Raw genomic sequence first — 24797 nt, 5'->3', positions numbered from 1 at the left:
TTGCTTGCCATCAAATCAGCGCCCCCGATCATGACAGTCAAGAGCGTTTCTGCATGACCAACGCAATGATGTGACGTTGTATCCAGATTGTTTCGATGGAACGCATTTTGTTTTCGATGATTGCGCTTGAGTGAGCAGAAAATGCGCGGCCCTGCCATCCCGACCGTGAGCCACGCACATTTCACCGCACGAGATGGCCCGTGCGCTTGCCGCGACGAATCGCGCAGCGTTAAGTCAGGGGTAACCACCACAGGAGCACTATCGCCTGATGTTCTTCAAACGCACTTCGACCATTCTGGCCGCAACAGCCGCTCTTGCGCTAACGACCTCCCCCGCCTCGGCACAGTCCGAAGACTTGAAGGCAGACTTTGATAGTCTTCTGGGTACCGAAGTCCGGTCACCCCAAACGCAAGAAGCGGTTTACGCCAGTGGCTTTCAGCAGCGCATCTCCCTCTTGGCTGATGACAGCCGTGGACGGATCGGTGTCGCGGCAGTTGATCTGAATTCAGGCGAGCAGATCATGGTGCTTGGGGACCAATTGTTCCCGATGGCATCGACCAGCAAGGTTGCGGTTGCGGGCACATTTTTGGAGATGGTCGAGCAAGGCCGTTATTCGCTGACCAGTGAGTTTCCGCTGCTTTTGCCAGTGCGTTCGCGTAAATTTTCCTCCGTTGCTGCCCCCAAACGTCGCGGTAAGAACATGGCTGCAATCGATCTGATTGAGATCATGATCACGCGGTCGAGCAACCCTGCGACGGATACGTTGCTTAATGCGGTGGGCGGTCCAAGTGCCGTGACTGCGTGGATGAAGCGTCAGGGCATCAGTGACTTTTCAATCGACCGGGACATCGCAACACTTGTTCGCGATGATGGCGAATATGATCCGGCGACTTGGATTGATCCACGCGATTCCGCCAGTCCGCGCGCGATGGTGCGATTGCTTCAGGGTCTTTATCGCGGCGACTTCCTATCCGATCAAAGCCGGCGTGTGTTGCTCGGCGCGATGAGCCGGACGGTGACGGGAAGCCGAAGGATCAAGGGAAAGATGCCTGCAAGCGCCCGTGTCAGCAACAAGACGGGATCGCTCAACAACACATCCAGCGACATTGCCATCGTCGAATATCCTGATGGCCGCGCGATTGCTGTGGCGATTTATGTCACGGGACAAGGGGCAAAGCTGGCGCGTGAACGCAAGATCGCGGCGATCGCCCGCGAATTGTATGATGGTTTCGGCACCACAGCCCAGCCGCGTCAAAACTGGACCAACGCGCCATATAATGGTGGGCAGTAACGGTCTTTCGATCACCTAGCGGATCACGGACAAAGAAAAAGGCGGCACCAAACGGTACCGCCCCTTCCTGAATGCTAAACACTCCCCAAAACGGGAAGTGGCTGCAGCGAATTACTCGCCAGTGACAGCTTCTTTAGCGTCGGCAGCAGCGCCTTCGACAGCTTCTTTGGCATCGCCAGCAGCTTCGGTAGCAGCGTCAGCAGCGCCTTCAGCAGCTTCGGTCACGCCTTCAGCGGCACCTTCAGCAGCTTCGGTTGCGCCTTCTACGGCACCTTCAGCGGCTTCTGCGGTCGAGTTTGCAGCTTCATCAGCCATTTCGCCAGCAGCTTCAGCAGCGTTGCCAGCTTCTTCAGCAGCCTGCTCACAAGCAGCGAGGCCCAGAGCCGAAGTAGCGATTGCGGCAGCAAGAACGATCTTACGCATAATATTAATTCCTTAATCAGCGAGTGGAACGCGCGACCCTTAAGTGAAATCACGCCAAGCCGAGTTGTTTGACCCCCGACTCTGCGTTTCCAAATAAGGGCTAAAATGAGGCAATGCAAGCCAATTATGGCCATTTTGCCCTATTTGTGCCTTTTTTTCGCCATATTTCGGGAGGCCATTCGAGTTGTCCACGCCGTCAAAGACTGGTGGCCAATCGGCTCTTACGCGGCCGCAGTGCCGGTGCTAGCACACCTTCATGTCTGACCAGCAACAGCACCTCTATCTCGTAGACGGCTCATCTTACATTTTTAGGGCATATCACCGCCTGCCACCTCTCACTAACCCGGAAGGGACGCCGGTCGGCGCGGTTTATGGCTATACCACCATGCTTTGGAAGCTGGCTGACGATCTGGACGGGGCCGACGGTCCAACCCACCTTGCCGTGATACTCGACAAGGATTCGAAGAGTTTCCGGAATGATATCTATCCGGAATACAAAGCCAATCGGCCGCCACCGCCTGAGGATCTACGGCCGCAATTTCCGCTAATCCGTGATGCGACGCGCGCGTTCAGCCTTCCATGTATCGAGGAGCAAGGTCTGGAGGCGGATGATCTGATCGCGTCCTACGCCCGCGAAGCGCAGCGACAGGGCTGGAACGTCACGATTGTCTCATCCGACAAAGACTTGATGCAGCTCGTTGGCGAAGAGAACGGCGCGCGGATCGACATGCTCGACACGATGAAGAGTGCTCGCATTTACATCCCCGAAGTCGAAGAGAAGTTCGGCGTCACCCCCGATCTGGTCGGTGATGTTCTCGCTCTTATGGGAGACAGCGTAGACAACATCCCCGGCATCTATGGCGTCGGCCCGAAGACCGCCAGCAAGCTGATTGCCGAGCATGGTTCGCTCACTGCCGCGCTCGACTTTGCGCCGGAAATGAAGAAATCGAAGCTGAAAGAGCGCTTGCTCGAAGGCCGCGAAGATGCGGAGATGAGCCGCGTTCTTGTGACGCTTAAAGAAGATTGTGACCTTCCCGAGCCGCTGGACGATTTCAAGTTGGACGGCATCCCACCCGAACCTCTCTCTGATTTCCTCCAGACCCACGGCTTCACTTCGCTGCTCAAGCGGCTGGGCGCTGGCACAGGCAGCCCGGAGCGCGCGAACAATCTCCATCCGGCGACAGCCGACAAAGCGGGCGATGCCGGAACAGCAGAAGGCAACCGCCAACCTCCGCCCGAACTGCCCAAACTGGATCGCACCGCCTATGAAACGGTGCAGACAATGGAGCGCCTGCAAGCATGGGTCGACCGCGCCAAGGCGGCTCGCGAAGTAGCAGTGGACACCGAGACCTCATCGCTCGATGCGATGCAAGCCGATCTGGTCGGTGTGAGCCTGGCACTCGGCCCGAATGATGCGTGCTACATCCCGCTGGCGCATGGCGGGACGGACATGTTTGACGAGAAGCCCGAACAGGTCCCGCTCGGCGATGCGCTCGCCGCGCTCAAACCGATGCTGGAAGACGACAGCGTCACCAAGATTTTCCAGAACGGCAAATACGATCTGAACGTGCTGGCGCGTTACGATGTGCACGTTTCGCCGATCGAAGACACAATGGTCATCAGCTTCGATCTGGACGCAGGGCGCGGTGAAGGTATGGGCGGCGGTCATGGCATGGACGAACTGTCCGAGCGCCACCTGGGTCACACGCCGTTGGCGTTCAAGGATGTGTGCGGCACAGGCAAAAAGGCGATCCCCTTCGGCGAAGTCCCGCTGGACCGCGCGACCGAATATGCCGCCGAAGACGCCGATGTGACATGGCGGCTCTATCAGCTTCTGAAACCGCGCTTGTCCGAAGAAGGTGGCACAAAGGTCTACGAACGCGTTGACCGTCCGCTGATCCCGGTAGTCGCGGGCATGGAGCGCGAGGGCATTAAGGTTGACCGAGCGCGGCTTTCCAAATTGTCCGAAGAGTTCGCCACCAAAACCGGCGAGCTTGAGAAAGAAATCCACGAGATTGCCGGGCAGGAATTCGCAGTCGGCTCGCCCAAGCAGCTGGGTGAGATACTGTTCGACAAGATGGGCTTCAAAGGAGGCCGAAAGGGCAAGAGCGGGGCGTATTCGACCGATCAGTCAACCTTGGAGAACCTCTCCAAGGACGAAGCGGCCAAGCCGATTGCAGACAAGGTGCTCGAATGGCGCCATCTGTCAAAGCTCAAATCAACCTACACCGATGCACTCCAGGCCCAGATCAACCCGAACACGGGGCGCGTGCACACGAGCTATTCGCTGGTTGGCGCACAGACCGGACGGCTTTCATCCACCGATCCCAACCTGCAAAACATCCCGATCCGTACCGAAATCGGCCGCACCATTCGCGAAGCGTTTGTGCCGGAATCCGGCAATGTTCTGCTCGCCGCCGACTATTCGCAGATCGAGCTGCGGCTGGCTGCGCATATGGCCGATGTCGACACGCTGAAAGACGCTTTTGCCAAAGGTGAGGATATCCACGCGCGCACCGCGACCGAGATGTTTGGCGAGGTCACCCGAGACACGCGCGCGCAGGCCAAGACGATCAACTTCGCGATCCTTTATGGCATTTCACGCTGGGGCCTCGCAGGTCGGCTCGAAGTCGAGCCGGACGAAGCGCAGGATATGATCGACACCTATTTCAAGCGCTTCCCCGGTATCCAGCGCTACATCCACGAGACGCTCGATACTGTGCGAGAGCGCGGATATTCGGAGACCTTGTTCGGTCGCAAAACGTGGTTCCCGCGCATTGCATCAAAGAACCAGGCGGAGCGGCAAGGGTCTGAGCGCGCGGCGATCAACGCGCCGATCCAGGGGACCAGCGCCGACATCATCAAGCGCGCGATGGCCAGAATGCTTCCCGCTCTTCGCGATGCGGGCCTGCCCGATGTACGCATGCTGCTTCAGGTCCACGACGAACTGGTGTTCGAATTGCCCGAAGGCGACGTTTCCGCCGCTTCACAAGTGATCGAGCGTGTCATGTCAGAAGCCGCGTTGCCGGCTGTGACCATTGATGTGCCATTGGCGGTCGATATTGGAACCGGCGCCAGCTGGGACGCAGCGCATTAATCCGTTTCGGGATCGCCGTGCTTATTGGCGCGGGTTGGCTCAAGCGTGTCAGGCTGGAAGAAGCCAATCGGATTGACCTCCGCCGCGCGCTTTTTCAGCTCACCGCGCATCTTGCGATATTCGGCTTCCATCTTGGCAGTCACGGTTGCGCGACTGTCCTCGAGTGCATCCTCGAAGTCTTGCATCTCGACTGCAGAGACATCGCCGCCCATCCGACGCAGCGCGCCTAGCCCTGCGCGGCGAACCACATCCTCAAGATCAGCGCCTGTAAACCGGTCAGTCTTCGCGGCGATTTCGGCCAGATCGACATTGGTTGAAAGCGGCATTTCTTTGGTGTGGATGCCAAGGATGTGTTCGCGGCCTTCCTTGTCAGGCGTGCCGACATAGACCAGCTCGTCAAACCGGCCCGGGCGCAGCAGCGCGGGGTCAACCAAAGTCGGACGGTTGGTCGCCCCGATCACGATCACCGATTGCAGCTCTTCAAGTCCATCCATTTCGGCAAGGATAGTATTGACGACGCGGCCCGTGACCTGCGGCTCGCCCTGCCCTGATCCGCGCGCGGGCACGAGGCTGTCGATCTCATCAATGAAGACCACGCACGGCGCAACCGCGCGGGCGCGCTGGAACATGCGCGCAATCTGTTGCTCGCTTTCGCCATACCATTTGGACAGCAGATCGCTGCTTTTCATGGAGATGAAATTCGCCTCAGCTTCTTTGGCGACAGCTTTGGCGAGCAAGGTTTTGCCCGTACCGGGAGGGCCATAGAGCAGGAAGCCTTTGGCCGGACGAATGCCAAGGCGCCGAAATGCGTCGGCATTCTTGAGCGGCAGCTCGATGCCTTCTTTCAGCTTGTCGATTGCATCGCCCACACCGCCAATATCGTCCCAGCCGACATTGGGCATCTGCACCATAACTTCGCGCATGGCGGAAGGCTGGATACGTTTGAGAGCCGACAGGAAGTCGTCGCGCGTGACGCACAGATCTTCAAGAACGTCTGGCGGGATTTCGCCTGCATCCAGATCGAGCCGCGGCATAATCCGGCGCACGGCATCGATGGCGGCTTCGCGTGCCAGCGCAGCGATATCTGCTCCGACAAAGCCGTGCGTGACGCGCGCCAACTCTTCCAGGTTGACCTCTTCTTCCAGTGGCATGCCTCGTGTGTGGATCGCCAGAATTTCACGGCGACCCGATTGGTCGGGCACCCCGATCACAATCTCCCGGTCGAAGCGGCCCGGTCGGCGCAAGGCTTCATCAATTGCGTCGGGGCGGTTGGTGGCGGCGATCACAACAAGGTTCGCGCGCGCTTCCAACCCGTCCATCAGTGTTAGGAGCTGGGCGACCAAGCGCTTCTCTGCCTCGCCCGGCACCTGAGTGCGTTTGGGCGCGATGGAGTCGATCTCGTCGATGAACACGATGGCGGGCGCGGATCGGGTCGCCTCTTCGAACACCTCGCGCAGACGCTTTTCACTCTCGCCATAACCGGAGCCCATGATTTCGGGTCCGTTGATGGTGAAGAATTCGGCATCGCTTTCATTCGCGACAGCTTGGGCAAGGCGCGTTTTTCCGGTCCCTGGCGGGCCATGCAGCAGCACGCCTTTGGGCGGATCCACACCAAGGCGGGTGAACAGCTCTGGATAACGCAGCGGCAGTTCGACCATCTCGCGCAGCGCCTGAATGGTTTCTTCCATACCGCCGACATCATCGTAGTTCACGGTGCCCCGCGCATCGCGCGGTTCCTCGAACTCGGCGAGCAATTCGACTTCGGTGTTCTCGTCGATATGGACGATGCCCTTAGGGCTGGTCGAGTGAACCGAGAGGCGGATTTGTGTGAGCGCATAGGCCGGTGCGCGCAGCAACTGGCGCACATCGTTCGGCATGTTCTGGACCGGCTGCTGGCCAGTGGTGGCGACCAGATCGCCCGCGACCAAGGGCTTGCGGAAAAAGTTGCGCTTCAACGCCTGCGTTGGACCTTGCAAGCGCATCTCGCGCTGGGCGGGCGCGAACACCACCCGCTTGGCTGGGCGCGATTCAGCGACGGAGACTTCGACATGTTCACCCGAACCTGCCTCAGCATTGCCACGCTGAAGGCCATCGAGCCGCACAACCTCAAGCGTCTCGTCTTCGGGAAAGGCCGCAGTGGCAATCGCAGCGGTTTCTCGTTTGCCTTTGATGGCGACGACATCACCTTCCGTGATGCCCAATGTCTGAAATGCGCTGCGCGGCATGCGCGCGATACCTTGGCCCGACTCTTCCTGCCGCGCGGGCGCCACCTGAAGCCTCGCAGTGCGTTCGGCAGTTTTGGTGTCGGCATCAGCCATGAAATTTCCTCTCAGCGTCCAAGACCCCAGAATCGCGGCGATTATGGAGCGCAAAGTTAGCTAGGCAGACCAAGTGCGGATTGCAAACGGGCAGAAAAAAGCCCGGCACTAAGGCCGGGCCAAAAAGTTTGGGAGAGGATGCCTGAAAGGCGTCACAACATATGCGCGACCCAATTTCATTGTGCAAGTGCGAAAAAGCCCTTTTTGATGCAAAGATTGCAACATTATGGTCAGATAGATGCTTAAGGTGCAGTTTATCGCATATTACTGCCTCATATTTAGGCAAGCTGTATCATGATGATTAAAAATAGGGCGGATTTCGACTCGCCTCCGCATCCGCCACCTTCAATCCGCAGCCTCCCCAAGCGCGGTGGTGACAGGGACTGGCCGAGCCACTAATCAGGCCGCATCGGCAATATCAAACTTCCACTGACAGGATTCCGCCATGAAAAAGCTCTTTCCATCAGCTGCCGCAGCGCTCGACGGGTTGCTTGAAGATGACCTTCTTATTGCAGCAGGCGGATTTGGTCTGTGCGGCATCCCTGAACGGTTGCTTGATGCAATCCGCGATAGCGGCGTGACCGGCCTGACTTTTGCCAGCAACAATGCCGGGATCGACAATGAAGGTATCGGCAAACTGCTGCGCACCAAGCAGGTGAAAAAGATGATCAGCTCCTATGTCGGCGAGAACAAGGAGTTTGAGCGGCAGTTTCTTTCAGGAGAGCTGGAGGTGGAGTTCTGCCCTCAAGGCACCTTGGCTGAACGGATGCGCGCAGGCGGCGCGGGCATCCCGGGCTTCTACACCAAGACCGGCGTGGGAACGCAGGTTGCGGAAGGGAAAGAGCACAAGGAATTCAATGGCGAGACCTATATTCTGGAGCACGGCATCTTTGCCGACCTGTCGATCGTCAAAGCTTGGAAGGCTGATGAAACCGGCAACCTCATGTTCCGCAAGACCGCGCGCAACTTCAACCAGCCGGCCGCAACATGCGGCAAGGTTTGCATCGCCGAGGTCGAGGAAATTGTGCCCGCCGGTGCGCTTGATCCCGACGCGATCCATCTGCCCGGCGTATTTGTGAACCGCATGGTTTTGGGCGCACCTTACGACAAGAAGATCGAATTCCGCACCACGCGGGAGCGCGAAGACGCGTGATCGCGCGCCGCGCCTCCAGCGCAGCGACAATTCTGGCCATGGCTGTATGCCTGAATGGCTGTGTCGCGGCGGCAATCCCGGTCATTGCCGGGGCAGGAATGGTGCGCGCGGGAACCGATGGCGAAGGCCCCTTGGTGGAGGCTCCCAAAACCGCGGAAGCCAGCCCGGTACCAGTCCAATCCAACCCCGCGCCGCAAGAACCTGCCCCTGCTCAATCGGGAACACGTGATGCACAGACGTCAGCAGAGCATGCGTTTGAACTGGCGCTCAATCCGGATGCAACCCAGCCCACACCAGTGGCTATGCCACTGCCAGCCACCACCCCGTATGATGGTCTTTTCGACTACGTAACGAAAGTCGCGATCGGTGGGGCGTCGGACAAACCCGTTCCCTCGGCAATGCTCATCAATCCCGCGTCGCTGGACGCAAAACGGAAGCTATGCGCCGCCAAGGAACCGTTGGTGCTGATCGACCTTGACCCGCACGGCGGCTCCCTTGCGGCGGAGGATGCAGTCAAAGTCGCCCCGTCTGTGACGGCAGGCCTCCAGAAGATCCGCGAGGCAGGGGTCACCATCGCTTGGGTTTCTCAAGGCACAGCCGGTGACGCAGGCGCGATCCGCGTGGGCCTGACGCAAACCGGTCTGGACCCGCAAGGCGAGGACCGGCTGGTGCTGATGCGCTATCCCGGTGATCGCAAGCAAACCCGCCGCGTCGAAATCGCGAACGAGAATTGCATCCTCGCCATCGCCGGGGATCATCGCGAGGATTTTGACGAGCTATACGAACACCTCCTCAAACCCGAAGCCGCCCAGCCGCTCGAGGCACTTATTGGCGAAGGCTGGTTTCTAGTGCCGCCTCCACTTGGAAAGGCCGACTGATGAAGCACGCGATCAAATCAATTCTGACCATGCTTGCTCTTGGATCAGCCACCGTGTCGCCCGCTGACATCAGCCCCGCTGCTGCAGACGATCAAATTGGCGAGGTGCGCCATTCAGCGTGGCTCGCCTTGCGCATTGAGCAAGATGGGAAGTTTGCCCCCCTTCGCTACACTGGCGATAAGCGCACCGGGGCGACGCTGAAGAAGCGGTCGTTCACGATCGTTTTTCCGGCGCGCAGCGATGAAGATACCTATCATCTCACCGCTTGGGATGACGCTTCGATCTTTGGAAAGGCCGATGAAGCGAAGCGCAAGAATTGGGCCGACCGCTCCTCTCAGGTCTTGCCGGCCTACTTTGGGCCAGCAACCGGCATGGCCGACACCGCCGCAAGTCAGGGTGACCTGTTTCTGAACGACGAAGCCCACCATCATTTGACAGGTCTGAGGTTAGGCCCTGACAAAAGCCGCCCTATTTTCCACGTCTCTTCTGTCAGCAAGTGGACTGAGGATCGCACTCGCATCCAGACTGCCATCAAAGACATCAAGCACCCGCTCTATCTCGTCGCCTGGTATGACGAGAATGGCGACGACAAGATGGGCCACGGCGAATATGAATTTCTGGTGCTTCGCTTTAAGTAACGCCAGCACGATAACGAGGAACGAAACGATGACCGACGCACCCGCCGAAAAACCAGCCGGTTGGACCCGCGACCAGATGGCGGCTCGCGCTGCGCAGGAGCTGGAAGATGGCTATTACGTCAATCTTGGCATCGGGATCCCGACGCTGGTCGCGAACCACATTCCGGAAGGCATGCAGGTGACGCTGCAGAGCGAGAACGGAATGCTTGGTATTGGTCCGTTCCCTTACGACGAAGAGGTTGATCCTGATCTCATCAATGCGGGTAAGCAGACTATCAGCGAGCTGCCACACAGTGCCTATTTCGACAGCGCCACCAGCTTCTCGATGATCCGCGGTGGCCATATCGACCTGACCGTGCTGGGCGCGATGGAAGTGGCCGAGAACGGTGACATCGCCAACTGGATGATCCCGGGCAAAATGATCAAGGGCATGGGCGGCGCGATGGACCTGGTCGCGGGCGTCAAGAAGATCATTGTTGTGATGGACCACAACAGCAAGGCTGGCGATCCCAAGTTCATTCCGGCATGCACCCTTCCGCTTACCGGCACCAATGTCGTCGACATGATCATCACCAATCTCGGCGTGTTCCATCGCGCCGACAAAAACAGCGCGTTCCGCCTGATCGAACTGGCTCCCGGCGTGACCGAGGAAGAGGTCGCCGCGAAGACCAGCGCACAATACGAAGTGGCGTTGGAAACGGTCTGACATCATGTGGCTTGAACGGCCCCGAAACCCGAATGCTCCACTGGCGGGGCTGAAAGTCGTCGAGCTTGCGCGCGTTCTCGCCGGGCCTTTCGCGGGTCAGATTCTCGCCGATCTTGGTGCAGATGTAATCAAGGTCGAAAGCCCCGAGGGAGACGGCACGCGATTGTGGGGGCCGCCATGGGTCGAACGCAAAGCGGCTGACGGATCCGTCCACCGGGAAGCGGCCTATTACCATGCCTGCAATCGCGGGAAGCGGTCAATCATTGCCGATTATTCTGACGCCGATAACTTGGCGCGGGTCAAAACTCTCTGCCTCGAAGCCGATGTCGTGATCGAGAATTTCAAGACCGGCGGTTTGGCGAAGTATGGCCTTGATTACGCCTCGCTCGCGCCAGACGCACCTCGCCTTGTCTATTGCTCGATCACAGGATTCGGGCAGACTGGCCCGCGCGCAAAAGAAGCCGGATACGACTTTGTCATTCAGGGCATGAGCGGGTTCATGTCGCTCACCGGCGAACCGGATGGCGCGCCGATGAAGATGGGTATTTCGATCAGCGATCTCTCAACCGGCGTTTGGGCCGCCAACGGCATTCAGGCTGCGCTGCTCCAGCGTGAGCGAACGGGCAAAGGTCAACAAGTCGATATGGCATTGCTCGATTGTTCGGTCGCGCTGCTCGCCAATCAGGCATCGTATCATTTCACAACTGGCGACAATCCACCACGCATGGGGAACGCGCATGCGCAGGTTGCGCCCTATGGCGTGTTTCCCACCAGCGACGGTCACGTGATCCTGGCACCGGCCAATGATGGCTTGTTCCAGAAACTGGTGGCGATGCTTGATCGCGCTGACCTTGCGTCAGACCCACGCTTTGCCACCAATGGTGGCCGTGTTGAGCATGCCAGTGCACTGGACGCGGAGATTGCCGCTACCACCGTGAAATGGACCAAAGCAGACCTGCTCGCGGCGTGTCAGCAGCATGGCGTGCCCGTCGGCCCGATCAACAATCTCGACGAGGTTTTCGCCGACCCCCAAGTGCTCGCAAGAGGGATGCGGGTCGAACTGGGCGGAATGCCGGGCGTGCGCAGCCCGTTCCTGTTTTCAGAGGCAGAACTGGCGCTGGATAATCCTTCGCCGATGCTCGGCGAGCACGGCTGATTCCCCCAGATCGGCGACGGTCCGACAATAGGCCCTTGCACTAATCCGTTATTTCTGTAAAAACAGAAATTAAAGAAACGGAGTGAGTCGTGAGCAAACTGCTTGGAATTCCAGAGGCGCGGTCCTTCATCCTTCATTGGGGTGAAATGGGCACCGAATGGGGTGTCAATCGCTCCGTCGCGCAAGTCCACGCACTACTGTACCTCAGCGACCGCCCACTTCATGCCGAGGAAATCTGTGAAACACTCGGGCTTGCCCGGTCGAACGTCTCCAATGGCCTTAAAGAACTTCAATCCTACACGATCGTACGTCGTGTCCACGTTGAAGGTGATCGCCGTGATCATTTCGTCGCAGAGACCGACCTGTGGGACATGCTGATGAAGATCGCAGCCGAGCGAAAACGGCGAGAGATGGATCCGACAATTGAGTTGCTTGCTCAGCTATCGGTCAGCCTTAACGAGCGAGACGATGTTCCAGAGCATGTCCGCCACCGAATTGGCCGTATGCACGAATTCATCGATACACTCACGGGATGGTACGCCGATGTGCGCCACCTGCCCAAGCCCACATTGGTCCGCCTGATGAAGCTAGGCCGCGGCGTCGCGCGCTTCCTGCCCGGCGGGTCCTCCAAGGCTTAATCTGAAACTTCGACAGGAGCATTCCATGCATCAAACCCACAACTAGTTATTTCACTAATTACAGAAATTACAGGAGGAATTGATGTTCGAACTTATTGCGTACCTCGTTTATCTCACAGTCAGCATTGGTCTCACCGTCTGGGTTGCCCATACGCTTTCGAAAAATGGCCTCGTGTTCCTGACCGAGTGCTTTGGCCATGATGAGACACTGGCGAAATCGACCAACCACTTGCTGGTCGTCGGCTTCTATCTCGTGAACCTCGGCTGGATTCTGTTGACCCTGCGTTTTGGCACGCCGCCGGAGACTGCGGTGGAGACCGTCCGGTTCCTCGCAACCAAAGTGGGCATCGTCGTCGTTGCGTTGGGGTTGATGCACTTCTTCAACATGAATGCGATTGCCAAGTTCGGCCGGAAAGTGGGCGGCTGGTTCCGTGAGGAGCAATGGGTGGCGCAGGCCGCAACTGATCACAGTTAAGGCAATAGTCGGGTCGGGAGTCCCATGTGGGGCTCCCGCTCGAACACGTTAGGACAAATGTTTGGGCAGGCTGCGCCATATCCGCTCGAATGGTCCCTTGCCGAAACGTGCAGTCCAGACGGGGGACCAGATCAGCATCGCGATGATCGGCACAAAGCTGAGCGCGAGCGCCTCTGCCCGATTCACCGTACCGAACAGGCCGAAGCCCCAGCTTGCAAACATTGCGGCCAAGATCACACTCGTCAGCAGGTAATTGGTCAGCGATAATCGGCCCACGCTTGCGAGCAGGCGGGAAGCCCTTCCACCGGCAGTAAAGAATGCCATCGCAATAGCTGCATAGGCGACACCAAGCGCGGTATCGAACGGCGCCGAAAGGACCAGCGAGGCCGGGCCGACATAGACGCCCGGAAAGCCCTGCTCCGAAACCCAGCCCGCCATCAGGAAAAGCGGCGGTATCGAAAACAGCGTACAAACAGCCGCGAGGCGTTGCAGCCGGAAGGTGCGCCATTCAGCGGCAAACATGCGGCTTTTCCAAAGCGCCATACCCAGTGCCATCGCTGCGAGGTTGATCGGCACCGAACCAAGGATTGTGGTCAGCTGCGTGCTGAACCCCGCGAGCCGCCGCTCAATTCGTTCGCCAAAACTCTCGCGCCCCTGCTCTAGCGAGAACTCGATCGCCCAGGCTTCAGCCCCGAAATTGCGCTGGGCGAACATGACAACATCGCTGCCCTGATAGCCCCGCCCCCAATCAAGCATAGCCTTACCGAACGTGATGATCCCCCCGCCGATATGCAGGACTATCAAGCCAACCGCGATGGCGACTAGCGCGCGCACCGACAGCCTGGCGAGCAACGGAATAGCGCATCCCGCCAAAGCGTAGGCGCGTAGAATGTCATTGTTGGCGAGCAGGATGGCGTGCGCAAAGCCGATGGCAAACAACACTGCCATACGCGCAAAATGCGCCCGCCACACGCGCTCGGCGCCCTTGGCCTCGGCCTTCTCGATCAGGATAAGGCAGCCCGCACCGAACAGCATCGCGAACAGCGTGCGAAACTTGTCTTCGATGAAGACGAAACTTGCGGTCCAAACCAGACGGTCAAACGGACCGGCCTCTCCGACTGCGCTGCCTGACCATGCGGTGGGGTTGTAGTATCCTTGCGAAGGTAGCGCGAAAACGTAGACGTTCATCCAGACAATGCCGATCACCGCCAGCCCGCGCAGCGCGTCGAGCTGGGTGATCCGGCTGTGGCTGGATGATGCGGGCGCTACCATGCGCAGCGCCCTACCAAATTACGCGAGCGCTGCCTTCAGGCTATCGACCAAATCCGTCTTTTCCCAGGGGAACAGGTCGCCTTCTGCGGTGCGGCCAAAGTGGCCATAGGCAGCGCTGGTGCGATAAATCGGCTTGTTCAGACCCAGATGCGTGCGGATTCCGCGCGGTGTCAGACGCACGAGCTCGGGCAGAACCTTTTCGAGCTGGTCTTCGGTTGCGCCGCTGCCGGTGCCGTGCAGATCGACATAGAGTGACAACGGTTCAGAGACGCCGATGGCGTAGGCAATCTGGATCGTGCAGCGACGCGCAAGGCCAGCGGCGACGACGTTCTTCGCGAGATAACGCGTGATATAGGCCGCGCTGCGATCAACCTTGGTCGGGTCCTTACCGCTGAACGCGCCGCCGCCATGCGGTGATGCACCGCCATAGGTGTCGACAATGATCTTGCGACCGGTCAGGCCTGCGTCACCATCCGGCCCGCCGATCTCGAAGCAGCCCGTTGGGTTGATGTGATAGACGGTGTTTTCGGTGAGCAATTCTGCCGGAAGCACATCGGCAATCACGCCCTTCACGTAAGACTCAAGCTCGGCATACTTCGCCGCATCGCCTTCACCATTGTGGAAGTAGTAATCCGGTGCGTGCTGGGTCGAAACGACGATAGCGGTCGCTTCAACCGGCTTTTCGTTCTGGTAGCGCAAAGTGACCTGGCTCTTGGCGTCCGGCTCAAGATAGGGGGCCGTCCCATTCTTGCGATCCACGGCCATGCGCTGCAGAATTTTGTGGCTGTAATCGAGCGTCGCCGGCATCAGGTCGGGCGTTTCATCGCTGGCATAGCCAAACATAATGCCCTGGTCGCCGGCGCCCTCGTCCTTGTTCGAGCCTTCTTCGCCCGCGTCCACACCCTGCGCGATGTGCGCGCTCTGGCCATGGAGGTGGTTTTCAAAGGTTAGCGTTTCCCAGTGGAAGCCGTCTTGCTCGTATCCGATTTCCCGAACCGTGTTGCGAACGGTTGCCTCGATTTCGTCGAGCGCACCATCAACCCACTCGCCGTTTTCGTACACGCCTTTGCAGCGAATTTCGCCCGCAAGAACCACGCGCTGCGTGGTCGTCAAGGTTTCGCAAGCGACACGCGCTTCAGGGTCTTTGGACAAAAAGAGGTCGACAATCGCATCGGAGACCTGATCAGAAACTTTGTCCGGATGGCCTTCAGAGACGCTTTCGGACGTGAACAGAAATTCGCTGCGCATGGGGACCTCTTGGGATGCCTGTGAAGTGGGTCGCTTTCCGCACATATAAGGAAAGCTTTATGTCTTTATAACTCGGCCCTAGCCCCGCATTTGCCGTAGCGCAAGCAATCTCGGCAGGCCCAAAGTGATAAGGACCAAAAGCAGCGCCAAAGTGAGTGGGATCGCATTACCGTATTGCGCGAAGAACGTTGGTGGCTTGGCCTTGGGGATGAACCCGTCGATGCGCCCCGCCTCGCCCGATGGGACGAATTCTCGAACGATACCATCGGCATCAATCACGGCGCTGATCCCGGTCGTTGTGGCACGCAATACTGGTAAGCCCTCCTCCAGCGCACGCATTCGCGCCTGCGCCAAATGCTGCGGCGGGCCCCATGCGCCAAACCAACCATCGTTGGATGGGTTGAAGATGTAATCGGGGCGGTTGGTACGATCGACGGTCTGACCGGAGAAGACGATCTCATAGCAAATCTGGATACCCGCGCGGCCATGCTCGCCCAAGTCCAGTGTGCGCGGGCCAGGGCCGGGCACATAGTCGATATCACCCGCAACCAGACGCTGCAGACCCAGCGGCGTCAGCAAGTCGCGCATCGGCAGATACTCGCCAAACGGCACCAGATGCGCCTTGGCATAATGCGCGGTGATCGAACCCTGACCGTTCAGCCCAAGCACCGAGTTACGCGCCGTAACCGCACCGATGCTGCCATCCTCCCGCTCGCCGATATCAAGGTTAGTGACACCGGTAAGCAGGGTTGATTGCTCGCCAATAACACTGCCAATCCGCGCCCGGGCGAGCAGCGGATCATTGCCGCCAGTCACGCCGTAATATCGCTGAGGATAACCATCTTCCAGATAATCAGGGATCGCGCTTTCAGGCCACAGGACCAGGCGCCTCTCGTCCCGCCCCGGCATGGTCTGCTCTGCAATCCGGAAGAATTGTTCGTCGAACTTGGACGGATCGTTGATCTCGTCTTGGGTGAGAAGAGGTTGGATTAAGGCGTAGCGAGTTTCGGTTTCGACAGGCTCGCCTAGCCGAGGCAGAATCATAACAATCGCAAGGGGAAGAAGGCCAAAGAGCGGCGTCCAGGCATCTCGCCTTAGGACCGAAAGTGCACAGCCGGTTGCCAAAACCAAGGTGAAACCAGACAAGGCATAGGTGCCGATTGAAGGTAGCAACCGGCCCAATCCTTGCGCATCCCAGCCGCCCAGGAGCATCAATCCAAGCGGCGGCCAAGGATAGCCGGTAAACACCCAAGCGCGCAGCCATTCAGCCACAATCCAAGTCGCTGCGAGCAACAAACCGGATGTCAGCAACCCGCTGTCGGGCTTCGCCAACTTGTCATTGATCACCCGCGCCGTAAGCACCGCCAGCGCCGGATAGATCGCAAGGTAGATGCACAGCAGCGGCACCGCGATCCAGCCGAGAAACTCGGGCATTTTCGCCTGATGGGTGAAAGCGGTTGCGATCCAATTGTTTGCCAGCGTCAAATGCGCCCAGCCAAACAACCAGCCCTGCCACGCCGCAGCCTTCCAGCTGTTCGCTCGGTGCACCAGCGCGATAAACGCCGCGAGTGCGGGAAGTGCAATCCACCAAGCATGAAGCGGTGGATAGCCACAGGCGGCAACCAACCCGAGCACGATCGAAGAAAGCGCCGGACGCGCGCTTACCTTCGCCCAGCCCGCTTCCAATTTTTCCTGAATGCCGCTCATGGTCGGATCACCTGATCAACTTCAAGCGGAGCCGGGCGTACGCGTTAGCCTACAGCCTCACGCGTGTCGTCTCCGCCCGAGCTATCATCACCCCCGATCGCTGGGGGCAAGATCGAAGAGTCGATCCCCTCGCCAGCATCGTCAGACTTCGGCTTGCGCGGTTTGCGAGCGCGTGGTTTGCGCTCTTCACCGTCATCGCTTTTGTCGGCGCGTGGTTTACGAGCGCGGCGCTTGGGCTGATCATCATCTTCCTGATCGCCGGCTTCGCCTTCACTGCCCATATCGCCTTCTGCAGCAGGTGCATCGCTATCATCACGGCGACCGCGCGAGCGGCGGTTGTTCCGGCGGCGGTTATCGCCATCCTCGGAATCATCATCGTCGTCACCCGATTGGCCTCGCTCTTCGGCGCGCTTGGCGCGTGCCTCTTCCTGACGCGCTTTGTTGTCAGCGATGACGCGGAAATAGTGGTCGGCGAACTGCAGATAATATTCCATCTGCACACGGTCACCATTGTGTTGCGCGTCTTGCGCAAGCTTCTTGTATTTATCCAGAAGCTGCGGCGCATTGCCGCGTGCCCGGCTGTCAATCCGGTTCTGGCTGTTTGCGCCGCCCTGATTGCCCCGATTACCGCGACCGCGGCGACGATTGTTACGATTGTTATTCAAGGAAATTCTTCCCTTAAGCGACCTTGCGCATTCTCACACGAAAGCGCCATCGGCCAACACGATGCATGCCTTTGCGCCGCATGCTAAGCGCGCGCTCCGCACTGCCTGGCCGGGGGCGTGCCCTTACGGCCGTCTGACATCGAATGTGGAGCTTGGCCTAATGATTTGCGCCCCTTGCGCGGATCAATGGCCTGATTCGGAGGTAGCGAGCGTCAGTCGCTTTGCCAAGCCCCGTATGCGAATTGTTCAACGAAGAACCACACAGCGTGGCCGATTTGCAAGATCATTGCGGATTTCGACCGCAAATCCGGCCTTTTCTGCCAGCTGGGTGACGGCTTCGGCCTGCGTGTGCCCTATTTCGAGGATGGCGATGCCACCTTCACTTAACAGCTTGCCAAGCTGCGGGATGATAACGCGATAGTCGTCAAGGCCGTCTTTGCCTGCGAATAGCGCCTCGGCAGGCTCGTATTCGCGCACATCGGGATCAAGCTCGGCATCATCTTCGACATAGGGCGGGTTGCACAGGACGAGGTCGAAATTGCGGAGACCGTCGATCCAGCCAGGGGTGCGCCAATCGCGCCGGTTGAATTCCCAATCCCCCGCAACGTCGATAGCCATCGCATTATCGCCTGCGACCTCGACTGCCTTGCCCGAGGCATCGATCCCCACTCCATATGTCTGTGGCTTTTCAGCAAGTAGCGTCACCAGCAAAGCCCCGGATCCTGTTCCCATATCGAGCACCCGTCGCGGTTTAGGACAAAGTTCCAGCGCAGTATCGATCAGGATCTCGCTATCGGGCCGCGGGATAAGAACGCCGGGCTCGACATCGAACCGGCGACCGTAGAACTCGGTCCAGCCGGTGATGTAAGCGACCGGTTCATTGTTGTGGCGACGCTGCACCGACGCGTCGAATCCAGCCGGAACCTCGTCACCCATATGCCGCACCAGCATATCTGAACGACTGACATCGAGCGCGTGCGCCATCAGCAATTCGGCATCGAGCCGTGCTGTGTCGCTTGTCTCGCTCAGGCGATTTGCAGCCGCACGAATTGCGTCCGCGACCGTCACTCCGCTCCCATTACTCACTCAGAGCCGCCAGCCGCTTGCCTTCATCTTCAGCGATCAGCGCGTCGACCAATTCACCCAGCCCCGGCCCAGCGATTATCTGCGGCAGCTTTTGCAGCGTCAGCCCGATGCGATGATCGGTCACGCGGCCTTGCGGGTAATTATACGTGCGGATGCGTTCGGAGCGGTCGCCGCTGCCGACCATAGCTTTGCGCGCCTCGGCCTCGGCGCCCTGTGATGCCTCGCGCTGCGCTTCGTAGAGGCGTGCGCGCAGGACCTGCATCGCCTTTTCCTTGTTCTTGTGCTGGCTGCGCCCGTCCTGACAGGTGACGACTGTGTCGGTTGGCAAGTGTGTGATGCGGATTGCGCTATCAGTCGTGTTGACGTGCTGACCACCCGCGCCGCTCGCGCGGTAGGTGTCAATCTTGAGGTCGCCCGGATCGATCTGCACATCGACCTCGTCCGGCTCGGGCAGCACAGCCACGGTCGCCGCAGAAGTGTGGATGCGCCCGCCGCTTTCGGTTTCCGGCACGCGCTGAACGCGGTGGACCCCGCTTTCGAACTTCAGCTTGGCGAACACGCCTTGGCCGGTAACGTTGGCGACGATTTCCTTGAACCCGCCCACTTCGGACGCACTCATGTTGACCGGCTCGACTTTCCAGCCCTGTTCGGCGGCGAAGCGTTCGTACATGCGATAGAGGTCACCCGCGAACAAAGCCGCTTCATCGCCGCCCGTGCCCGCTCGGATTTCCAGCATGGCAGGTTTGCTGTCAGCCCGGTCACGGGGAAGGAGCGTCACCGCCAACGCGCGCTCCTTTTCGGGAAGCGCCTCGCGGATCGCGGCCAGCTCTTCCTCAGCCATCGCCTTCATTTCAGGATCAGCGAGCATCTCTTCGAGCCCGCCGATTTCCTCGCGCATCGCGGTAACCTCAGCGGCGACCTTCGCCACCGGCTCCAGCTCCGCATAGTCGCGGCTCGCCTGCACGAATTCATCACCCTCAAGCGTGCCCGACGCCATGCGAGCCTCAAGCTCGGCAAAGCGATTGGCGATCTGGTCAAGGCGTTCAGCGGGGATATGCATCAGTCTAGATCAAGCTCACGCATAATGGCGGCAAGCTCATCCCGGCTTTCAGCGTTCTCATCGTAGCGCAGGCGACGTTCGCCGTCGCTCATTGCAAGGATCACGCGACTGCCAACTTTTACCGCTTTGTCGAAGCGCTTCTTCTTGCCTCCGCTGGCGATGAATTCAGCAGAAAGACCGGCGTTGCGTATTGCGGTCACAGCCGTCTGGCCTGCGGCAATCATCGCATCATCTTCGACGACCACGACGACATCGGCGCGATCAGCATTCCTGTCTCCCACCAACATGGCCAAGCGCTCAATGCCAGCAGCCCAGCCGACCGCAGGCGTTGCGGGACCGCCCAGCGATTCCATCAGGCCGTCATAGCGCCCGCCGCCCAGAACGGTGCTCTGCGAACCCAGCGCATCAGCCGCCGCCGAGCCTTCATCAGGAATGAACTCAAACGCGGTGTGCCGGTAGTAGTCGAGCCCGCGCACGAGGCTTTCGGCACGTTTCCATTTCACGCCTGCCGCATCCAGCCCGCTCGTCACCGCCTCGAAAAACGCGGTTGCTTCGTCGGTCAGAAAATCGTCAATCTTGGGCGCATCAGCTACAAAGGCTCGATCGCGGCGATCCTTAGAGTCCAGAATCCGCAGCGGGTTTTTCTCAAGCCGTTCCTGTGAATCCTCGGACAATTCGCCGCGCACTTTGTCGAAATACTCGATCAGCGCCGCGCGCCATTGCTCGCGGCTGTCGGCATCGCCCAGCGTGTTGAGGTGCAGTGTCACTCCCTCAATGCCCAGCTCCTTCAGCAGCTGATCGGCCATCGCCAGCAGCTCGACGTCCGCTTGCGGTTCAGCCGCGCCGATAATCTCCGCGTCGATCTGGTGGAATTGGCGATAGCGGCCCTTTTGTGGGCGCTCATACCGGAACAGCGGCCCGTGGGTCGCAAGCTTCAATGGCGCGTGCTGTTGCCAGCCATTGGTGAGGTAGGCGCGCGCGATCCCTGCCGTGAATTCCGGGCGCAGCGTCAGCGAATCGCCGCCGCGATCCTCGAACGAGTACATTTCTTTCGAGACCACATCGGTCGTCTCACCAATCGCGCGGCTGAACACTTCGGTCTTTTCAAACACCGGCATCTCGGCGCGCCGAAAGCGGTAGAGCTTGCGCACACGCTCGAAGGTTTCGACCACAAAGGCGAAAGCCTCGGCATCAGGGCCGAAGATGTCTTGCGTGCCGCGAATGGCTTTTGGTGTGTTCTTTGACATATTGTTGGTGCGATTAGGCGAAGGTCGAACTTGCCGCAATATGGATAGGAGGCTATCGGCGCGCCAAGCCTTTGGGAGAGGGGCGGAACCAAAATTCCAGCCTGCGGGTTACGCAGACCATATTACAAGACAGGAATCCCAATGCGCATCGACAAGATCCCCACCGGCTCAAATCCTCCCGAAGACCTGAACGTCATCATTGAAGTGCCCACTGGCGGCGAACCGGTGAAGTACGAATTCGACAAGGAATCAGGTGCGCTGTTCGTGGACCGCATCCTGCACACGCCGATGCGCTATCCGGCCAATTACGGCTTTGTCCCGCACACGCTTTCCCCGGATGGCGACCCACTGGACGCGCTGGTGATCGCGCGTTCGCCCTTCATCGCGGGCTGTGTTGTGCGCTCTCGTCCAATCGGTGTTTTGAACCTCGAAGACGAACATGGCGGCGATGAAAAGCTGATCTGCGTGCCGGTCGACACGACCTTCCCATATTATTCGGATGTGGCCGAGCGGCAGGATCTGCCGTCAATCGTGCTGCAACAGATCGAGCACTTCTTCACCCACTACAAAGACCTTGAAGCGGAAAAGTGGGTGCGTGTCGGCAAATGGGGTGACGCCGCCGAAGCGCGTCAGGTTGTGATCGAAGCAATCGACAGAGCGAAAGCTTAACCGAGGGCTGCGAACGCTGCTTTGAAAATGCCTGTCAGAACAATTGGCAGGCCGATCGCGAGCATCCAGAGAAAAATAGTGTCACGGCGGAAGCCTTCTGGTGCGGTGTCTTGCGATGCCGCATCATCATCTAGCGTGGCCCAGCTCTTCTCGAACTTGCGGCATGCCGGGATGATTCCGGCGACAAGAACCACGAGTCCGACATAGGGAAGCAGCGTCGAAGAACCGCCCTCAAGCGCTTTGATCGTCACAAAAATAGTGAGGCCAGTGTAGGCCAGAAGCGCGTAGGCGACATGGTCGCTCATCGACTTGCGCCAGTCACGCGTCGTCTCGGCCGCAGCCGCATGCTGTTTAGACAGATCAACCATAGCACCGCTCCCCAACGGATTTCTCTCTGACCAGACTATCTCAGAGAGTCGCAAGGGGCGCAAGCGCGGTAACCAAAATGCAAGAATCTTACGCGGAAGGGGTTCGATGTTCCATTCGCTGCGAACCGCGCCTGTCGCACAGCAAAAATCCTGCCAAAACGCGATTTCACCGGTCAAACAGCCTTTTCTGTTAAGGATAGAGTGCCTAAAGCAGGGAAGATGAGTGACACCGATACTCTTGATACCATGCGCGCCGATCCGAACGCTGCGGTGACGAAACTTGGCCCCGAAGGCGGGCTGGAAGTCGTCTCGATTGCCAAAAGCTATGACAAGCGCGCCGTTCTTACTGACATTTCACTGACGGTCGCCAAAGGCGAAGTGCTTGGCCTGCTTGGCCCGAACGGGGCCGGTAAAACGACCTGCTTCTATTCGATCATGGGGCTGGTGAAGCCGGATTCAGGTCGAATTCTGATGGATGGCGAGGATGTGACCAAGCTGCCTATGTATCGCCGCGCGATTCTGGGCCTAGGCTATCTGCCGCAAGAGACCAGCATCTTTCGCGGGATGACGGTCGAGCAGAATATCAACTGCGTGCTCGAATTGGTCGAGCCTGATAGCACGACACGTACCGCCGAATTGGAGCGGCTGCTGAGCGAATTTGGCCTGACGCGATTGCGCGATGCACCAGCTATGGCGCTATCAGGTGGTGAACGTCGCCGCTGCGAAATCGCGCGCGCGCTTGCGGCCAAGCCTTCGATCATGCTGCTGGACGAACCGTTCGCCGGGATCGACCCGCTCTCGATCAGCGATATCCGTGATCTGGTCAAAGACCTCAAAGAACGCGGGATCGGGGTGCTGATCACCGACCATAACGTGCGCGAGACGCTCGATATCGTCGACCGCGCCTGCATTATCTATGGCGGACAGGTTCTGTTCGCGGGGACCCCGCAAGACCTCGTCGCAGATGAAAACGTCAAGCGTCTGTATCTGGGAGAGAGCTTCACGCTCTAGGATAGCTCGCTATGGCGCTCGGACCCAGACTGGACCTTCGCCAATCGCAAAGCTTGGTGATGACGCCGCAGCTTCAGCAGGCGATCAAGCTGCTGGCGGCGTCAAATCTGGAAATCGAGACATTCATCGGCGAAGCGCTCGAGGCCAATCCGCTGCTTGAGGCGGGAGCGGTGTCGAGCGAGGATACAGGCGCGCCAAGCGAGCCGGACGATATTCCGCGCGAGGAGTTCACTTCTGACCAGTTGATGGCGCAAGGGGCTGGTGAGGCCGAAGCGCCAATCGATCTCGACACGTCCGCACTCGATCGCGACCGCGATACGGGAGACGGGGCGCCGGGTGGTAGCGACTGGGGTGCAGCTGGCGGGACGGCTCTGGGCGGCGATGAGCTCCCCGATATCGAAGCCACACGCGCGGTTGAGCTGACACTGTTCGAGCATCTGGAAGGTCAGATCGGGGCAGTGGCCACCAATGAGAAAGAAGCCTTCGTCGCCCGGCATATCGTCGGGCTGCTCGATGATGCCGGTTATCTGCCCTTCGGATTGCGCGACATCGCGAATGATCTCGGCATTAATATGGAGCTGGCAGAAGACGCGCTGACTGTCGTGCACATGCTTGAGCCGGTTGGCGTGGGCGCGCGCGATCTTGCCGAATGCCTCGCGCTGCAAGCCAAAGAAGCGGACCGATATGATCCGTGCATGGCGAAGCTGATCGACAATCTGGAGCTGATCGCCAAGGGTGACATTGCGCGGCTCAAACGCCTGTGCTCGGTAGACGATGATGATTTCGCCGACATGCTGCGCGAACTGCGCGAGCTTGATCCCAAACCTGGCCTAGCTTTCGCGCCCAGCAGTGACAGTGCGGTCATCCCCGATGTCTTGTTGGCGGACAATGGCGAAGGCGGTTGGGACATCACGCTTAACGAAGACACCCTGCCCCGCCTGATCGTGAACCGCGGTTACTATGTCGAACTGTCCGATGGTACTCCCGACAAGGAGACGCAGGGTTGGCTGAAAGAGAAGCTGGCTGACGCGCATTGGCTGATCCGCGCTCTGGACCAGCGGCAGAAGACAATCCTCAAGACCGCTGCCGAGATCGTTAAGAAGCAGGATGGTTTCTTCCGCAAAGGCGTGTCTGAACTACGGCCGCTGACTTTGCGCGAAGTCGCCGAAGAGATCGAAATGCATGAAAGCACAGTCAGCCGCGTGACCAGCAACAAGTATCTGAATTGCGATCGCGGCACGTTTGAGCTGAAGTACTTCTTCTCCAGCGGTGTCGCGAGTGCGGACGGCGAAGGCGCCAGCGCCGAGGCGATCAAAGCACGGATTAAAGCGCTAACCGATGCTGAAGATCCCAAGAAGGTTCTGAGCGATCAAAAGCTCGCCGATATGCTCAACGAAGAAGGTTTCGAGCTGGCAAGACGCACCGTCGCCAAATATCGCGAGGCGGTGGGGATCGGCTCAAGCGCGCAACGACGCCGCGCCAAAAAGCTTGACGCTCTTTGATTTGCGCAGCGCATCCGCGCTGCGACATCCTCGCTCATGCGACCTAGAGGTCGCGTCGCTGCGGGCGCGCGGTCGCGCTTGCGGTTGCCGCGCAACCGTGTTCCTCGATACATAAATGAGGTCGCGCCGGTTCGACGCTAAAAGCGTCGCAAGGGCGACTGCCCGTCGCCGCATATGCGGCGAAGCCAA

22 protein-coding genes are annotated in these 24797 nt (G+C 59.1%); 12 read left to right on the top strand and 10 right to left on the bottom strand.

What is annotated here, in order from left to right; translation table 11 throughout:
• Positions 1-268: 268 nt before the first annotated feature.
• Complete coding sequence (locus AC0V6K_RS08030) at positions 269-1291, top strand: serine hydrolase (RefSeq protein ID WP_472621110.1); 1023 nt, start codon at positions 269-271, stop codon at positions 1289-1291.
• A 111-nt stretch (positions 1292-1402) separates the two neighbouring features.
• Here the strand turns inward: AC0V6K_RS08030 and AC0V6K_RS08025 are convergent, their stop codons facing one another.
• A complete protein-coding gene (locus AC0V6K_RS08025) occupies positions 1403-1714 on the bottom strand; it encodes a hypothetical protein (protein WP_472621108.1) in 312 nt (103 codons plus the stop codon).
• A gap of 256 nt (positions 1715-1970) precedes the next feature.
• Between AC0V6K_RS08025 and polA the strand changes: the two genes are divergently transcribed.
• Positions 1971-4811: a DNA polymerase I gene (polA, locus tag AC0V6K_RS08020; protein WP_472621106.1), complete on the top strand. Its 2841-nt coding sequence runs from the start codon at positions 1971-1973 to the stop codon at positions 4809-4811.
• Here polA and AC0V6K_RS08015 read toward each other — a convergent pair.
• Positions 4808-7129, bottom strand: coding sequence for a CDC48 family AAA ATPase (locus tag AC0V6K_RS08015; RefSeq protein WP_472621104.1), 2322 nt, complete (start codon positions 7127-7129; stop codon positions 4808-4810). The two genes, polA and AC0V6K_RS08015, sit on opposite strands and share 4 nt — an antisense overlap.
• 445 nt (positions 7130-7574) lie before the next feature.
• On the opposite strand from AC0V6K_RS08015, the gene AC0V6K_RS08010 reads away from it, so the two are divergent.
• The 7 genes from AC0V6K_RS08010 (at position 7575) to AC0V6K_RS07980 (ending at position 12773) form a co-directional block, all read left to right on the top strand.
• Positions 7575-8282: a CoA transferase subunit A gene (locus AC0V6K_RS08010; protein WP_472621102.1), complete on the top strand. Its 708-nt coding sequence runs from the start codon at positions 7575-7577 to the stop codon at positions 8280-8282.
• On the top strand, positions 8279-9160 hold the full coding sequence (locus tag AC0V6K_RS08005; RefSeq protein ID WP_472621100.1) for an HAD family hydrolase: 882 nt from the start codon (positions 8279-8281) through the stop codon (positions 9158-9160). Before AC0V6K_RS08010 ends, AC0V6K_RS08005 begins: the two co-directional genes overlap by 4 nt.
• Complete coding sequence (locus AC0V6K_RS08000; RefSeq protein ID WP_472621098.1) at positions 9160-9798, top strand: hypothetical protein; 639 nt, start codon at positions 9160-9162, stop codon at positions 9796-9798. The genes AC0V6K_RS08005 and AC0V6K_RS08000 overlap by 1 nt, the downstream gene beginning before the upstream one ends.
• A gap of 28 nt (positions 9799-9826) precedes the next feature.
• A complete protein-coding gene (locus AC0V6K_RS07995; RefSeq protein ID WP_472621096.1) occupies positions 9827-10504 on the top strand; it encodes a CoA transferase subunit B in 678 nt (225 codons plus the stop codon).
• Between the two features lie 4 nt (positions 10505-10508).
• A complete protein-coding gene (locus AC0V6K_RS07990; RefSeq protein WP_472621094.1) occupies positions 10509-11660 on the top strand; it encodes a CaiB/BaiF CoA transferase family protein in 1152 nt (383 codons plus the stop codon).
• A gap of 146 nt (positions 11661-11806) precedes the next feature.
• Positions 11807-12298: a GbsR/MarR family transcriptional regulator gene (locus AC0V6K_RS07985; protein ID WP_472626077.1), complete on the top strand. Its 492-nt coding sequence runs from the start codon at positions 11807-11809 to the stop codon at positions 12296-12298.
• A gap of 82 nt (positions 12299-12380) precedes the next feature.
• Positions 12381-12773 (top strand): hypothetical protein, encoded by a 393-nt coding sequence (locus AC0V6K_RS07980; protein WP_472621092.1) that lies wholly within the window; start codon positions 12381-12383, stop codon positions 12771-12773.
• A gap of 48 nt (positions 12774-12821) precedes the next feature.
• Here AC0V6K_RS07980 and AC0V6K_RS07975 read toward each other — a convergent pair whose 3' ends face one another.
• The 7 genes from AC0V6K_RS07975 to hisS form a co-directional block, all read right to left on the bottom strand.
• On the bottom strand, positions 12822-14045 hold the full coding sequence (locus AC0V6K_RS07975) for a DUF418 domain-containing protein (protein WP_472621090.1): 1224 nt from the start codon (positions 14043-14045) through the stop codon (positions 12822-12824).
• A gap of 18 nt (positions 14046-14063) precedes the next feature.
• A complete protein-coding gene (gene metK / locus AC0V6K_RS07970) occupies positions 14064-15293 on the bottom strand; it encodes a methionine adenosyltransferase (protein ID WP_472621088.1) in 1230 nt (409 codons plus the stop codon).
• A gap of 78 nt (positions 15294-15371) precedes the next feature.
• The gene (gene lnt / locus AC0V6K_RS07965; RefSeq protein ID WP_472621086.1) at positions 15372-17000 is read right to left on the bottom strand and encodes an apolipoprotein N-acyltransferase; all 1629 of its coding nucleotides are present in this window, start codon (positions 16998-17000) and stop codon (positions 15372-15374) included.
• A 44-nt stretch (positions 17001-17044) separates the two neighbouring features.
• The gene (locus tag AC0V6K_RS07960; protein WP_472621084.1) at positions 17045-17665 is read right to left on the bottom strand and encodes a DUF4167 domain-containing protein; all 621 of its coding nucleotides are present in this window, start codon (positions 17663-17665) and stop codon (positions 17045-17047) included.
• Between the two features lie 246 nt (positions 17666-17911).
• Complete coding sequence (gene prmC, locus AC0V6K_RS07955; RefSeq protein WP_472621082.1) at positions 17912-18733, bottom strand: peptide chain release factor N(5)-glutamine methyltransferase; 822 nt, start codon at positions 18731-18733, stop codon at positions 17912-17914.
• 10 nt (positions 18734-18743) lie between these two features.
• Positions 18744-19811, bottom strand: a complete 1068-nt coding sequence (gene prfA, locus AC0V6K_RS07950) for a peptide chain release factor 1 (RefSeq protein ID WP_472621080.1) — start codon at positions 19809-19811, stop codon at positions 18744-18746.
• Positions 19811-21058, bottom strand: a complete 1248-nt coding sequence (hisS, locus tag AC0V6K_RS07945; protein ID WP_472621078.1) for a histidine--tRNA ligase — start codon at positions 21056-21058, stop codon at positions 19811-19813. The genes prfA and hisS overlap by 1 nt, the downstream gene beginning before the upstream one ends.
• Positions 21059-21199: 141 nt before the next feature.
• Here hisS and ppa point away from each other — a divergent pair, with 141 nt between their 5' ends.
• Entirely contained in the window at positions 21200-21727 is a 528-nt protein-coding gene (gene ppa, locus AC0V6K_RS07940) for an inorganic diphosphatase (RefSeq protein WP_472621076.1), read from the top strand.
• Here the strand turns inward: ppa and AC0V6K_RS07935 are convergent.
• Positions 21724-22095 (bottom strand): hypothetical protein, encoded by a 372-nt coding sequence (locus AC0V6K_RS07935; RefSeq protein WP_472621074.1) that lies wholly within the window; start codon positions 22093-22095, stop codon positions 21724-21726. The two genes, ppa and AC0V6K_RS07935, sit on opposite strands and share 4 nt — an antisense overlap.
• Before the next feature lie 246 nt (positions 22096-22341).
• Here AC0V6K_RS07935 and lptB point away from each other — a divergent pair, with 246 nt between their 5' ends.
• Both lptB and rpoN read left to right on the top strand, forming a co-directional pair.
• Positions 22342-23106 carry an LPS export ABC transporter ATP-binding protein gene (gene lptB, locus AC0V6K_RS07930; protein ID WP_472626076.1) on the top strand — a complete coding sequence of 255 codons (765 nt, stop codon included), beginning with the start codon at positions 22342-22344 and terminating at the stop codon, positions 23104-23106.
• 11 nt (positions 23107-23117) lie between these two features.
• Positions 23118-24608 (top strand): RNA polymerase factor sigma-54, encoded by a 1491-nt coding sequence (gene rpoN, locus AC0V6K_RS07925; RefSeq protein ID WP_472621072.1) that lies wholly within the window; start codon positions 23118-23120, stop codon positions 24606-24608.
• Positions 24609-24797: the final 189 nt, after the last annotated feature.

Source organism: Erythrobacter sp. S43, from assembly GCF_057364955.1.
This window is presented reverse-complemented; position numbering and strand designations above follow the sequence as displayed.